12 protein-coding genes are annotated in these 12,715 nt (G+C 69.5%); 4 read left to right on the plus strand and 8 right to left on the minus strand.

The features are described 5' to 3' along the window. Positions 1-151 precede the first annotated feature (151 nt). The gene (locus CS062_RS09480; protein ID WP_099861409.1) at positions 152-2,083 is read right to left on the minus strand and encodes an autotransporter assembly complex protein TamA; all 1,932 of its coding nucleotides are present in this window, start codon (positions 2,081-2,083) and stop codon (positions 152-154) included. After that, entirely contained in the window at positions 2,080-3,273 is a 1,194-nt protein-coding gene (locus CS062_RS09485; protein ID WP_099861410.1) for a vWA domain-containing protein, read from the minus strand. The genes CS062_RS09480 and CS062_RS09485 overlap by 4 nt, the downstream gene beginning before the upstream one ends. A 132-nt stretch (positions 3,274-3,405) precedes the next feature. Here CS062_RS09485 and CS062_RS09490 point away from each other — a divergent pair, with 132 nt between their 5' ends. After that, positions 3,406-4,698, plus strand: a complete 1,293-nt coding sequence (locus CS062_RS09490) for a sensor domain-containing phosphodiesterase (protein WP_233218002.1) — start codon at positions 3,406-3,408, stop codon at positions 4,696-4,698. Positions 4,699-4,705: 7 nt separating this feature from the next. Here the strand turns inward: CS062_RS09490 and CS062_RS09495 are convergent, their stop codons facing one another. Then, a complete protein-coding gene (locus tag CS062_RS09495) occupies positions 4,706-5,572 on the minus strand; it encodes a glycoside hydrolase family 62 protein (protein ID WP_199174208.1) in 867 nt (288 codons plus the stop codon). 2 nt (positions 5,573-5,574) lie between these two features. Between CS062_RS09495 and CS062_RS26605 the strand changes: the two genes are divergently transcribed. After that, positions 5,575-6,039, plus strand: a complete 465-nt coding sequence (locus CS062_RS26605) for a hypothetical protein (RefSeq protein ID WP_199174209.1) — start codon at positions 5,575-5,577, stop codon at positions 6,037-6,039. Here CS062_RS26605 and CS062_RS09500 read toward each other — a convergent pair. Continuing rightward, complete coding sequence (locus CS062_RS09500) at positions 6,036-7,214, minus strand: glycoside hydrolase (protein ID WP_099861412.1); 1,179 nt, start codon at positions 7,212-7,214, stop codon at positions 6,036-6,038. The genes CS062_RS26605 and CS062_RS09500 overlap by 4 nt on opposite strands. 44 nt (positions 7,215-7,258) lie before the next feature. Here CS062_RS09500 and CS062_RS09505 point away from each other — a divergent pair, with 44 nt between their 5' ends. Next, positions 7,259-7,579: a hypothetical protein gene (locus tag CS062_RS09505; protein ID WP_158238727.1), complete on the plus strand. Its 321-nt coding sequence runs from the start codon at positions 7,259-7,261 to the stop codon at positions 7,577-7,579. A 365-nt stretch (positions 7,580-7,944) separates the two neighbouring features. On the opposite strand, the gene CS062_RS09510 is transcribed toward CS062_RS09505, so the two are convergent. The 4 genes from CS062_RS09510 to CS062_RS09525 are packed head-to-tail and all read right to left on the minus strand — an operon-like array spanning position 7,945 to position 11,856. Further along, on the minus strand, positions 7,945-10,122 hold the full coding sequence (locus CS062_RS09510) for a prolyl oligopeptidase family serine peptidase (protein WP_099861413.1): 2,178 nt from the start codon (positions 10,120-10,122) through the stop codon (positions 7,945-7,947). Beyond that, positions 10,122-10,730, minus strand: coding sequence for a GNAT family N-acetyltransferase (locus tag CS062_RS09515; protein WP_099861414.1), 609 nt, complete (start codon positions 10,728-10,730; stop codon positions 10,122-10,124). Before CS062_RS09515 ends, CS062_RS09510 begins: the two co-directional genes overlap by 1 nt. 48 nt (positions 10,731-10,778) lie before the next feature. Then, a complete protein-coding gene (locus CS062_RS09520) occupies positions 10,779-11,003 on the minus strand; it encodes a hypothetical protein (RefSeq protein WP_099861415.1) in 225 nt (74 codons plus the stop codon). Between the two features lie 10 nt (positions 11,004-11,013). Continuing rightward, positions 11,014-11,856 carry an AAA family ATPase gene (locus tag CS062_RS09525; protein WP_099861416.1) on the minus strand — a complete coding sequence of 281 codons (843 nt, stop codon included), beginning with the start codon at positions 11,854-11,856 and terminating at the stop codon, positions 11,014-11,016. A gap of 87 nt (positions 11,857-11,943) precedes the next feature. Here CS062_RS09525 and CS062_RS09530 point away from each other — a divergent pair, with 87 nt between their 5' ends. After that, a complete protein-coding gene (locus CS062_RS09530) occupies positions 11,944-12,657 on the plus strand; it encodes a c-type cytochrome (RefSeq protein ID WP_233218003.1) in 714 nt (237 codons plus the stop codon). Positions 12,658-12,715 lie beyond the last annotated feature (58 nt).

Consider the following 12,715-nt stretch of genomic DNA (forward strand, 5'->3'; position numbering starts at 1 on the left):
GCCGGTCAGGCCCTCCGGCGAGGCCGCACCGGCCCTCGCGAGGTCCGCGGCCGATGCGTCGCCGCCAGCGCCTTCGGGCACCGGCGCGGATGCGGGCGTCGCGCCGGAAGGCGCGGGCGGCGGGAGGTCGTCGCGGGGATCGCTCATCGGATTACAGGCTGATCGCCACGCTGAAGTGCAGGCGCCATTTGTCCACCAGGTTGCCCTTGGCGAAGTCGAAGCGCAGCACGCCGACCGGGCTGCGATAGCGCAGGCCGGTGCCGTAGGCCCAGGCAGGGTGGTAGTCGCCCCAGTTCTGCGCGGCCTGGCCGGCGTCGAGGAACAGCGCGCCCATCAGTTGCGGAATGCGGGGCGTGAGGGGATGCGAGACCTCGACGCTGCCGTTGAGCAGCACGCGGCCGCCGGTCTGCGCGCCGGTGGAGTTGACCGGGCCCAGGTCGTTGTAGCCGTAGCCGCGCACGCTGTCGTCGCCGCCGGTGCGGAAGCGCAGCGCCTCGGGCAGGCCCAGCTTGCCCTTGGCCAGGATCTGGCCGCCTTCCAGGCGGGTCGAGAACAGCCAGCGCCCCGACAGCGGCGTGTACCAGAACACCTTGCCGGTGGCGCGCGCGAACGGCCCATTCTTTTCCGACGAGCTGTCGGCCCAGCCGCCGCCGACCGTCATCGTCGCGCTCCAGCCCTTGGTCGGCAGCACCCGCGAGTCCAGCCGGCGCCAGGTCATCTGCTGGTTCAACGAGACCGCGCCGGCCACCGTCGTCGGGATGTCGGGCTTGTGTTCCCAGGCGCGCAGCACCTCGATGTAGGTCAGCCGGTCCTCGGGCTCGGTCTCCTTGGCATAGCCGAGCCGCGTGCTCAGGTTGAGGTTGACCTGGTCGTTGTCGTCGATGCGCTCGACCTTCACCAGCGCCAGGCTGCGCTGCATGTTGGGCTGCGGGTGGGAGCTGATCTCGGTGTCCAGCGCCTGGCGCACGCGCGAGAGCTCGAGCTTGCTGCGCTCGCGGATGTTCAGGCCGAAGGGCTTGCGGTGCGTGTACTCGATGCTGGTGCTGGGACCGTCGACGGTCCGGTAACCGACGCCCAGGGTCACCTGCTGGCGCGCCGCCTCGCGGATCTTGACGGTGACCGGCACCTCCACCGTCTCCGCGCCGGGCGGCGGGCTGACGCTCTCGGGCTGGATCTCGACGCTGGCGCTGTCGAACAGCTGCGTGCCCAGCAGCCGCTCCTGGAAGTCGAGCAGCAGCTTCTCGTTGTAGGGCTGATGCAGCTTGTAGCCGGCGAGGCGGCGCACGCTGTCCTCGGGCTGGTGCTTCAGGCCCTCGACCGTCAGCTCGCCCAGGGTGAACAGCGGTCCGCTTTCCAGCGTCACGGCGATGTCGACCTGGTTGTCGTCGGCCTGCACCACGGCCTCGGTGTGGGTCATTCGCGCCAGCGGATAGCCCTGCGCGCGGGCGCGGGTCAGCAGCGCGTTCTTGGCCGCCGCCCAGTCGCCCTGGCTGAAGCCGGTCTGCGGCTGCAGCAGCCAGCTCTGGGTCAGCGTGCGCTCGAGCGCGGTGGCGAGCTTGTCGCCGCGCTCCGAGGCGACCTTGAGCGGCCCCTCGATGCGCAGGTCCATCTGGCGCACCAGCGCCCGCGGGCCGGTGTCCACCACCAGGCGCAGGTTGCGGACGCCGTCGCTCAGGTCGCCCACCTCCTCGGTCTTGACCTTGGCGTTGAAGTAGCCGGCGGTCTCCAGCAGCTTGGTCGCCTGCTCGGGCGCGACGGCGGCGAGCCGGCGCAGCTCGGCGGCGGTCAGGCGCATGTCTTCGGGCGTGTCGCGGAAGCGGGCCAGGTCCAGGTGCTGCATCAGCAGCGAGCGCAGTTCCGGCGGCGCGTCGACGGTCAGCTCGTAGGCGGAGATCCGCCGCCGCGTGACGTTGGGATTGGCGTCGTCCGGTTCCTCGGCGGCGGCGACCTTGAGTTCGGCCTTGCGGTCGGTGGGCAGCAAGGAACAGCCGCCCAGCATCGCGCCCGCCGCGCCGATCGCCACGATCGGCAGCAGGCGACGCAGGACCCGGAGGAGCGAGGGCGTCGGTGTCGTCGCCGTCATCGGTTGAGCACGCGCATCGCCTGTTCGAGGCCGCCCATGGTGAGCGGCATCATGCGTTGCTGCATCAGCTGCTGGATCAGCGAGATGCTCTGGCGGTACTGCCAGACTCCGGCCGGCTCCGGGTTGATCCAGACGTGCCTGGTGAAGTGGTTCGTCAGCCGTTGCAGCCATTCGGCGCCGGCTTCCTCGTTGTTGTATTCGACGCTGCCGCCGGGCTGCAGGATCTCGTAAGGGCTCATCGTGGCGTCGCCGACGAAGATCAGCTTGTAGTCGCGGTTGTACTTGTGGATCAGGTCCCAGGTCGAGGTCTTCTCGCTGAAGCGCCGCCGGTTGTTCTTCCAGACGAAGTCGTAGACGCAGTTGTGGAAGTAGAAGAACTCCAGGTGCTTGAACTCGCTCTTGACCGCGGAGAACAGTTCCTCGACGCGATGCACGTGCTCGTCCATCGTGCCGCCGACGTCCATCAGCAGCAGCAGCTTCACCTTGTTGTGGCGCTCCGGGATCATCCGGATGTCCAGCATGCCGGCGTTGGCGGCGGTCTTGTGGATGGTGTCGTCCAGGTCGAGTTCGAGGTCGGAGCCCTCACGGGCGAAGCGCCGCAGCCGCCGCAGCGCGACCTTGATGTTGCGGGTGCCCAGCTCGATGCCGTCGTCGTAGTCCTTGTAGGCGCGCTGCTCCCAGACCTTGACCGCGCTGCGCTGGCCGCCGGGACCGCCGATGCGGACACCGCGCGGATTGACGCCGCCGTTGCCGAAGGGGCTGGTGCCGCCGGTACCGATCCAGCGGCTGCCGCCTTCATGGCGCTCCTGCTGTTCCTCCAGGCGCTGGCGCAGCGTGTCCATCAGTTCGTCCCAGTCCAGGGCCTTGAGCTGGGCGAGCTGCTCGGGCGTGAGCTCGCGCTCGAGCTGCCGGGTCAGCCATTCCTGGGGCAGCGCCTTGAACAGGTCGCCCATCAGCTCGACGCCCTTGAAGTAGGCGGCGAAGGCGCGGTCGAACTTGTCGAACAGGGCCTCGTCCTTGACGAGCGCGGTGCGGGCGAGCGCGTAGAACTTGTCGACCGTCGGGCCGCTGCCGCCTTCGGCGGAGTCGTCGAGCACGCCGGCCTTCATGGCCTCGAGCAGGGTCAGGTACTCCTTGACGGAGACGGGCAGCTTGGCGGCGCGCAGCGTGTAGAAGAACTGGATCAGCATGGGCCTCCCCCTGAACTCCGGGGCATCCGGGCATTATCCATGCCGGTTGACCGGTCCGCGGGCGTAGCATCGGCGGCACGCAGGGGTCCGCGGCCGCGGGACCGCGGAGCTTCCAACGTTGGGATCGGGTGCATGGATCACGGGCAAGGCCACGGCGACGACAACGCCGAAGTCGAGGCGATGCTGCAGGCGCTGTACGGCGCGGTGCGCGAGGAGCGCGGCCGCTGGGTCGGCAGCTACGAGAACTACCGGCTGACCAGCGCGTTCCAGCCGGTCTACGGCTATCCCCATCGCCGGCCGGTCGGCTATGAGGGCCTGATCCGGGTCGAGGACGACCGCGGCCGGCCCATCACGCCGGTCACCGCCTTCGAGGGCGTCGGCAATTTCGACCAGCAGGTCTGGCTCGATCGCCTGTGCCGGCTGCTGCACGTCCACAACTTCGTCGCGCAGGAGCAGCCGGACTGCTGGCTGTTCCTGAACATCCATCCGGCTGTCTTCAACCATGCCGCGCTGCAGGTGCGGATGCTGGCGCGGGCGGTGGAGGTCGTCCACCAGCTCGGCCTGCCCACGCACCGGCTCGTGTTCGAGGTCACCGAGGACGTCATGGCCCGCGACGACTCCTTCGAGGACGCGGTCGAGGCGGCGCGCGCGACCGGCTGCCTGCTGGCGCTGGACGACTTCGGCGTGGGTCACTCCAACTTCGACCGCATCTGGCGCATCCGGCCGGAGATCGTCAAGCTGGACCGCTCGTTGCTGAAGCGCTCGCGCGGGTCGCGGCGCATGGCGCGGGCGCTGTCGCAGATGGTGGCGCTGCTGCATGACTGCGGCTCGCTGGTGCTGCTGGAAGGCATCGAGACGACCGAGGACGCGCAGCTTGCGATGGACGCGGACGTGGACCTGGTGCAGGGCTTCGCCTTCGGGCATCCGGCGCCGTTCCTGCGCGACGAGGAGGGCGTGTCCGCGCTCGAGGACGTCTGGGGCCTGTTCAACGAGCGCCAGGCGCGGCGGCAGCGCGACCACCTGGACCGGCTGATGCCCTTCCGCACGGCGCTGGCGCTGGCGCTGGGGCCGCTGCAGCAGGGCCGGCCGCTGGCCGAGGCCTGCCAGGCCTTCCTGAAGCTGGAAGGCGCGCAGATGTGCTACCTGCTCGACGAGGAGGGCCGCGAACTGGGCCCGCGCGCGGCGCCTGCCTCCGGTCCGGCCGAGACCGATCCGCGCTTCCTGCCGATGGAGCGCGCCGGCGATGCGCGCTGGGCGCGCCGCCCGTACTTCCGCCGCGCGGTCGAGACGGTCGGCGAGATCCAGGTCACCCGCCCCTACCTGAGCCTGCACGGCGCCCGGATGTGCGTGACGGTCTCGGTGGCCTACCGGCAGGACGGCCGGCTGCGGGTGCTGTGCGGCGACCTGGACTGGGACGAGGGGTGAGCCGGCGTCATCGCGCCTGCAGCACGCCGAGTCGATAGGGGAGGTGGTCGTAGACCGCCGTCGACCCCGGGTCGACGCCCTGGTAGAGGTACTGCATGTTGCAGGCGTTGATGGTCAGGGTTTCGTCGTAGCCGGCGCGGATCATTTCGCCGTGGCTGATGTCGTTGGTCCATCGGGGACCGTCGAACGAGACATTCGCGGCGCCCGCGAAGGGGGCTGACTGCTTGTCGGCCAACGCCTTCCATGGGCCGTCCAGGCTGGTCGCCGTCCAGGCACGGAAGTAACGCGGCCCATAGGCCTCGACCAGCAGCAGGTACTGCTCGCGCCCTTCGACCTTGTATACGTTGCTCGCTTCGAACAGGTTGGCCTCCTGGTCCGACATGACGACCTCATAGCCCGAGAAGTTCGGGAAGTTGCCGATGGGCGTCTTGGAGCGGTACAGCTTGCCGTTGTCCGCGGAGAAGAACAGGTGGCAGTTCTCGCTGTCGCAGATGACCCAGTAGTCGAGCGCCTTGGGCGGCCCTCCGGTCAGCAGCGGCTGGGGCGCGGTCCAGCCGTCCGGATTGGCGATGTCGGTGTTGGTGGAGTACTTGGCGCCCCACTGCGAAATCAGGTACCACTTCTTGTGGGGGCGGAAGTAGAAGACCTGCGGCGCCACGGCATCACCTGCCGGTTTGCCGGCCAGCGGCACCTGCACCGCGCTCCCGGCCTTGGAGAAGTCGCTGAAGTTCAGGTAGACCGCGCTCCAGGCGTTCCTCGACGTATCGAAGACCGTTGCGAAGACGTGATAGAGATTGTTGTAGCGAACGATCGTCGGATCCTTGATGGACACGAAGTCGGTCGAACGCGGCGCAATCAGCGGCGGCGTGGACACCCATGAAAACGTGGCGGGGAGATCGCAGGCCGCGGGCGCCGGTGCAGGCGCCGGTGCAGGTGCCGGAGCTGGAGCTGGAGCTGGTGCCGGTGCCGGTGCCGGTGCTGGTGCTGGTGCTGGTGCCGGTGCCGGTGCCGGTGCCGGTGCCGGTGCTGGCGATGGCGATGGAGATGGCGCCGGTGCTGGTGCAGGTGCAGGTGCAGGTGCCGGTGCAGGTGCAGGTGCCGGTGCCGGCGCTGCACCGGGCGTCGGCGCGGGCGAGATGGCGGTCGACGCCGGAGTGGAGCCGCCGTCGCTCCCGCCGCCACAGGCCGTCAGCAGGAACGGCGCCAGCGCGCAGCCTGCGATGGCCGCCGACAGACGCCGGACGACCAGGGAAGAGAGAGGGTTCGATCGACGACGGGCCATGGCGGATCGGGATGAGGTTCAGGCGAGGGCGGAGCGATTCAGGCGGGACGGGCGGCTAGTTGGCTTTCCCGACGAAGGTCGTGAGGCCGCGCGCCAGCGGAGCGGTGAACCGGCCTTGAGCGACGGGAATCGATGCCGGGACCTGCTGCGACGCCGATCCGAGCGACAGGTTGCCGTCGGTGCCGATGGCCCCCAGGGGCGTGTCGGCCGTCACGTAGGCCGCCACGGCGCTGCCATCCGCGCCCGGGACGGAGAAGGTGCGCGTCGTGGCGCCGCCCGAGTTGGCGACGACGACCGCGAAGTCCCCGGTGGCGGGCTGCTTGAAGGCGGTGACCAGCACCCCCGACACGCTGCCGTCGACGCCGATCCGCACCCAGCCCGGTCGCACGAAGCGCGCATAGTGGCCGAGGGCGAAGAGCCGCTTGGTCAGCTGGAAGTCGCCCTTCTTGCCGATCAGGCCTTCGTTGTCGTCGTTGATGCCGTTGAGCCACCAGTAGTGCCAGGCGCTGGCATTCCCCGAGGTGATGGCCTCGTTGATCCATCCGCCCACCTTCAGCGCGTTGGCGATGGAGGGATCGAAGGCCTCGAACGAGGATTGCTCGGTCTCCCACAGGGGCTTGTCCAGCGGCTGGTAGGGCCTGACGCCGCCGTACTGGTGGGTCGCGTAGATGCCGACGTAGCCGCGGGCGACGGGATCGGCCTTGATCGCCGAGGCATAGCTCCAGAGCTTGTCCCACGACGCCGATTCCGGCGCGAGGATCTTCGGCGGCGAGGGCAGGTTCAGCGCGGCCACCGCCGCCCCGAGCCGGCCGACGAAGGCCGCCATGTCGGGAAAGCTGTACAGGCACATGTCGTACTTGCCGTCCGTCTCGAAGTCCGGTTCGTTCTGGGCGGAGATCGCGTACAGCGGGCTGCCGACATTGCCGTTGAAGTTGGTCACGAAGGAGGCCAGGGTGGTGGCCCAGGTGGCATAGGCATCGCTGCGCAAGGACCCCGAGTTGCGGTCCCCGGTCGTTTTCAGGCTCGCCGGCGGCGACCACGGGGCAGCCCAGACCCGGGCGCCGCGCGCGATGGCCAGCTTGGCGTTGTTCCACGTCGAGAAGGTGCCGCCATCCTGGTTGATGCCCATGCGCAGCAGCGAGAGGCCGATGCCTGAGGTGGGACTGAAGAAGAGGTCGGCCTGCGCGTTGGTCAACGGGCCATGCCAGGCGTCGGAGGCGCCGAAGCCGTCCATGGTCTGGTGCAGGTCGGTCCACTTCAGCGCGAAGTCGGCCGCGGATGAGGGCGGTGGCGCCGGAGCGGGAGCCGGTGCGGGAGCTGGAGCTGGCGATGGTGCCGGCGCAGGTGAGGGTGCTGGCGCAGGCGAGGGCGCCGGCGCAGGTGAGGCTGCTGGCGCAGGCGAGGGTGCCGGCGCAGGCGAGGGCGCCGGCGCAGGCGAGGGGGCCGGCGCAGGCGAGGGGGCTGGTGCAGGCGAGGGTGCCGGCGCAGGCGAGGGTGCTGGCGCAGGCGAGGGCGCCGGTGCCGGCGAGGTGGGCGTGCCGGCCGTCGAAGGGGACGGCGCGGAGCCGCTATCCCCTCCGCCGCCGCCGCAGGCCGTGAGTGCGGAGGCGACCAGAAGGCTGATCAAGGAGAGCGAAGGCGTGGAGGCGTGACGGACGGGCATGCGTGCTTGGGTGGAACGGTGCGACGCGCGGCATGCTACGGAGGCTTCCCTTTCGAAACATCACCAACCCGGCCCGGCTCGGTGCAACTGTTTCCGGACGCGGGACCGGGGTCCGCGCACGTTCGGCGGCCGAGGGCGGCCGCCCGCGGCGTGTCATCCCGCGATGGACGCCTGTCGGGCGAGGTCTCGCCCATCACGGGGACCGCCCGGCGAGGCGGCGTGCGTGGCCCGCTGCGATACCCCTTTTACGTTCTCTTGCGGTATCGCGAGGTACGCCGACAACAGGGTCGGGCCTTGCCTGTCAGCCGCGCCGCCGCTTCCCGCCAGCGCCCGCACCGTCATGTCTCTTGAGCCAGTCGAAGAACTCGCCGTACCAGAGCTTCGAGTTGCGCGGCTTCATGACCCAGTGGTTCTCATCCGGGAACCAGACCAGGCGTGCGGCGATGCCCTGCGCCTTCAGCGTGTTGTAGTAGGCCAGGCCCTGCGCGTCGGGCACGCGGTAGTCCAGCTGGCCATGGATGACCAGCGTCGGCGTGTTGAAGTGCTGCGCATAGCCGATGGGGCTCTGCGACGCGACCTTGGCCGGATCCTTCCAGTAGGCCGTGCCCAGTTCCTTGGCGTGCCAGAGATAGGCATCGTTCGCGAACATCGCCGTCCAGTCGTAGCAGCCCGCATGGCAGACATAGGCCTGGTAGCGGCCGGCCGGCACATGGCCGTTCATCCACGCGACCATGTAGCCGCCGTAGCTGCCGCCGGTCGCGAAGACCCGCTTCGGATCGGCCCAGGGTTGCTGGAGCAGCAGGTCGGTCGCGCGCTCGACATCTTCCAGTTCGAGCTCGCCCCAGCGGCCGGTGATCGAGTCGGCGAAGCGGTTGCCGAAGCTCGACGAGCCGTGGTAATTCACGCAGGCGACCACATAGCCCGCCGATGCCATCGCCTGATGGTTCCAGCGCCAGTGCCAGCTGTCGCCCATCGCGGTGTGCGGGCCGCCGTGGATCAGGTGCATCAGCGGCGCCTTGGCCTTCTTCTTCGGATCGAAGCCGGGCGGGTAGTAGAGCCACATCTGCACCGGCTCGCCGAGCGCGCCCTCGTACCAGCGTTCCTCGACCGCGCCGAAGGCCAGCGTCGACAGCGCCGCGTCGTTGAAGGACTCGATCCGGTGCAGCACCTGGTCCTGGGCATCGCCTTCCCGGTCGACGACGGACAGCCGCGGCGGGAAGCTCGCGCTGTCATGCAGCACGACCAGCGTGCCGGCCTCCAGCGCGAAGGCGCCGACATGGCCGCCCTCGCACAGCGGGAAGGCATGCAGCGTCTTGACGTCGAAGCGATAGAGATGGCGGCGGCCGCGCTCCTCGGCGCAGAAGAGCACGCCCAGGTCGTCCTCGTCCCAGCGCAGCGGCGCGGCGACCTCCTGGTCCCAGTCCTCGGACAGCACCGCCCAGTGGCCGTGGGTGTCCAGCACCGCCAACTGCTGCGGCATCGTGTGCTTCAGGCCCTGATGGCAGGCAATGAAGGCGATGTGCTGGCCGGCATGGCTGTAGACCGGGGCGACGAAGTCCCAGGCCGGCTCGCGCAGCAGCACCTGCGCGCGGCCGGAGCGCACCTCGATCTCGGCCAGCGCGTTGCGGTGCTCCAGCGTCTTGGGCGTGTTGGGGTCGAAGCTGAAGACGATGCGGCGGCCATCGGGCGAGATGTCGAAGCTGTCGGCATCGGGCTCGGCGCGGCTCAGTTCGTAGTCGGTACCTTCGAAGAGGTCGCGCACCTTTCCGCTGTCGAGGTCGACGACATGCAGGTGCGGCACCCGGCCCATCGGCAGCGCATGGTCCCAGAAGCGGTAGAAGCCCTCTTCGGTGACGTAGGCCGAGTCCTTGCGGTCCTTCTCGGCCTTGCGGCGTTCGGCCTGCGCGGCCTGGCCCCGGAGCGCGGGATCGACCCAGGACACGAAGGCCAGACGCTTCCCGTCCGGGAACCACTTGAAGGCCTCGACGCCGAACGGCATCCGGGTCACGCGGCGGGCCTCGCCGCCATCGGGCGGGATCAGGTACAGCTGCGGGGCCTCGTCCTTGTCGCCTTCCTGGTCACGGCGCGCGATGAAGGCGACGAGGTCGCCCTGCGGGCTCCAGCGCGGCTGGCCGTCCTTCTCGCCGGCCGAGGTCAGCGGACGCGGGTCGCCGCCCAGCGTGGAGAGCAGCCACAGCGAGGTCGCGCCCCGGTTCTTCTCCATGTCGAAGCGCGTCACCGGCACGACGGCCTGCGCGCCGTCCGGCGACAGGCTCGGCGCGCCGACACGGGCCAGCGCCCAGAGGGCGTCCGCGTCGAAGGTCTTCAGCGCCGCTTTCGGGCCGGCGGCCTTCGAGGACTGCTTCGCCCGCGCCGTCACCGCCGGCGCGGTCGCGGTCTTCGTCGCCGGGCGCTTGCGGGGCGCGGCCTTGCCGGGCGCGGTGTTCCTGGAGGCGGTCTTCTTGGTCGCGGTCGGCATCAGGCGCTCCGGGGCTTGTCGAGTTGCCACTGCAGGTGGTTGCGGACGGTCGGCCATTCGGCCGCGGTGATGCTGTAGACGCAGGTGTCGCGCAGCGTGCCGTCAGGCATGCGCAGGTGCGAGCGCAGGATGCCGTCGAGCTGCGCGCCCAGCCGCTCGATCGCGCGGCGGCTCTGCGTGTTCAGGCGATGGGTGCGGAACTCCACCGCGATGCAATCCAGCGTCTCGAACGCATGCTGCAGCAGCAGCAGCTTGCATTGCGTGTTCAGGGCGCTGCGCTGGCAGGAGGCGCGGGTCCAGGTGGAGCCGATCTCGACGCGGCGGTTGGCCGCGTCGATGTGCATGTAGGTCGTCATGCCGGCGGCGCGGCCCTGGGCATCGAAGACTGCAAAGGGATTCATCGAGCCGGCGTCGCGCAGGCCGAGCCGTCGTTCGATCTCCGCGGCCATGCGCTCGGGCGCCGGCACGCTGGTGTACCAGAGCTTCCACAGCGCGCCGTCGTCGGCCGCTTCGGCGAGCGCCTCGCGATGGGCGGGCGACAGCGGCTCGAGCCGCGCATGCGGGCCGGTCAGCGTGACCGGCGCGGTGAAGGGATTGGAGGCGGTCATTCGATCGGGCCGACCGGCGGCCGGCGGTGGGAGGAAAGGAGCGGGCGCTCAGCCCTTGCCGCCGAGCAGCAGCCGGCGCAGCAGCCAGCGGCAGCCGCCCATGCCGGCCAGGATGGTGAGCAGGCCCAGGATCTGCGTCGTGCCCCAGCCGGGCGCGCCGATGAATTCCCAGCCCAGCGCGCGGCCGAGCAGCAGGCCGATCACGCCGCCGCCGACGAAGCCGAGCGCGTCGGCCAGCGCGGCGCGCCAGGCGGCGTTGAAGTCTTGGCTCATCGCGGCGGCCTCAGCGGTTGCGGCTCTGCATGTAGACGAGCTTCTCGAACAGGGTCAGGTCCTGCTCGTTCTTCAGCAGCGCGCCCACCAGCGGCGGGATCGCGACCTTGTCGTCCTGCGTCTGCAGCGCCTCGGCCGGGATGTCCTCGGCCAGCAGCAGCTTGAGCCAGTCGATCAGCTCCGAGGTCGAGGGCTTCTTCTTCAGCCCCGGCAGCTTGCGCACGTCGTAGAAGGTCTTGAGCGCCGCGGCCAGCAGTTCCTTCTTGAGGCCGGGGAAGTGGACGTCGACGATGGCCTGCATCGTGTCGGCCTCGGGGAACTTGATGTAGTGGAAGAAGCAGCGGCGCAGGAAGGCGTCGGGCAGCTCCTTCTCGTTGTTGGAGGTGATGAACACCAGCGGCCGGTGCTTGGCGCGGACCCACTCGCGGGTCTCGTAGACGTAGAACTCCATCCGGTCGAGCTCGCGCAGCAGGTCGTTGGGGAACTCGATGTCGGCCTTGTCGATCTCGTCGATCAGCAGCGCCACCGGCGTGTCCGAGGCGAAGGCCTGCCACAGCGTGCCCTGGACGATGTAGTTCGAGATGTCCCGCACCTTGTCGTCGCCGAGCTGGCTGTCGCGCAGGCGCGAGACGGCGTCGTACTCGTACAGGCCCTGCTGCGCCTTGGTCGTGCTCTTCACATGCCATTGCAGCAGCGGCAGTCCCAGCGACTTGGCGACCTCCTCGGCCAGCAGCGTCTTGCCGGTGCCCGGTTCGCCCTTGACCAGCAGCGGCCGCTTCAGCGTGATGGCCGCGTTGACCGCCAGCATCAGATCCGGCGTGGCGACGTAGTCCTGGGAACCTTTGAATTTCATGAGGGGTTTCTCTAGCGCAGCGGTGAAAACCAGTATATAGGGCCCCCCCTATAATCGCGCCGCCCCAAATCCTCGAAGATCGGGACCATGAGAAGACAACTGCAGATCTCCCTCGCGTTGATGCTGGCCGGAAGTGCGTTTGTTGTATCCGCTCAGTCCAACGCCCCTTCGTCGCCCGCGCCGGGACAAGCGCCGGCCGCGAACCCACCCGCCACGGCAACACCTGGCCCCCAGGCGCCGGTGCAGGCCAAGGTGGCCATGTGCATCGGCTGCCATGGCATCCCGGGCTACCAGGCGACCTTCCCCGAGGTCCACAAGGTCCCGATGATCGCGGGCCAGAACGCCAAGTACATCGCCGCCTCGCTGGCCGCTTATGCCAAGGGCGATCGCAAGCATCCGACGATGCGCGGCATCGCGCTGCCGCTGGGCGACAAGGACATCGCCGAGATCTCCGAGTACTACGCCGGCCTGGCCCCGGTCGAGCCGGTGCCGGCGACGGTCGAGGCACCGGCCGACGTGAAGAAGCTGCTCGACAAGGGCGCCTGCGCCAGCTGTCATGGCGCCAACTTCAGCAAGCCGATCGACGGCACCTATCCGAAGATCGCCGGCCAGCATGCCGACTACCTGTACGTCGCGCTGAAGTCCTACCAGATCCAGGGCAAGCCGTATCACGGCCGCAGCAACGCGGTGATGGCCGGCCAGGTGAAGCAGTTCACCCACGCGGAACTCAAGACGCTGGCCCAATACCTGGCGAGCCTCCCGTCCGAACTCCGTACAGTCCCGCAGTCCCGGTTCCGCTGAACCGTGGCACGCTGAGGCCGCGGCCCCGGGCCGCGGCGGAGCGTCCATCGCAACCGCC

It is taken from the genome of Roseateles chitinivorans (genome assembly GCF_002761755.1).
Lineage (GTDB): Bacteria > Pseudomonadota > Gammaproteobacteria > Burkholderiales > Burkholderiaceae_C > Roseateles > Roseateles chitinivorans.

Bases quoted from the DNA above. Each gene is read 5' to 3' on its own strand.
- CS062_RS09480 (WP_099861409.1), bottom strand. From the start codon at position 2,083: ATGACGGCGACGACACCGACGCCCTCGCTCCTCCGGGTCCTGCGTCGC.
- CS062_RS09485 (WP_099861410.1), bottom strand. From the start codon at position 3,273: ATGCTGATCCAGTTCTTCTACACGCTGCGCGCCGCCAAGCTGCCCGTC.
- CS062_RS09490 (WP_233218002.1), top strand. From the start codon at position 3,406: ATGGATCACGGGCAAGGCCACGGCGACGACAACGCCGAAGTCGAGGCG.
- CS062_RS26605 (WP_199174209.1), top strand. From the start codon at position 5,575: ATGAAAACGTGGCGGGGAGATCGCAGGCCGCGGGCGCCGGTGCAGGCG.
- CS062_RS09500 (WP_099861412.1), bottom strand. From the start codon at position 7,214: ATGGACGGCTTCGGCGCCTCCGACGCCTGGCATGGCCCGTTGACCAAC.
- CS062_RS09505 (WP_158238727.1), top strand. From the start codon at position 7,259: ATGAGGGCGGTGGCGCCGGAGCGGGAGCCGGTGCGGGAGCTGGAGCTG.
- CS062_RS09510 (WP_099861413.1), bottom strand. From the start codon at position 10,122: ATGCCGACCGCGACCAAGAAGACCGCCTCCAGGAACACCGCGCCCGGC.
- CS062_RS09515 (WP_099861414.1), bottom strand. From the start codon at position 10,730: ATGACCGCCTCCAATCCCTTCACCGCGCCGGTCACGCTGACCGGCCCG.
- CS062_RS09520 (WP_099861415.1), bottom strand. From the start codon at position 11,003: ATGAGCCAAGACTTCAACGCCGCCTGGCGCGCCGCGCTGGCCGACGCG.
- CS062_RS09525 (WP_099861416.1), bottom strand. From the start codon at position 11,856: ATGAAATTCAAAGGTTCCCAGGACTACGTCGCCACGCCGGATCTGATG.
- CS062_RS09530 (WP_233218003.1), top strand. From the start codon at position 11,944: ATGAGAAGACAACTGCAGATCTCCCTCGCGTTGATGCTGGCCGGAAGT.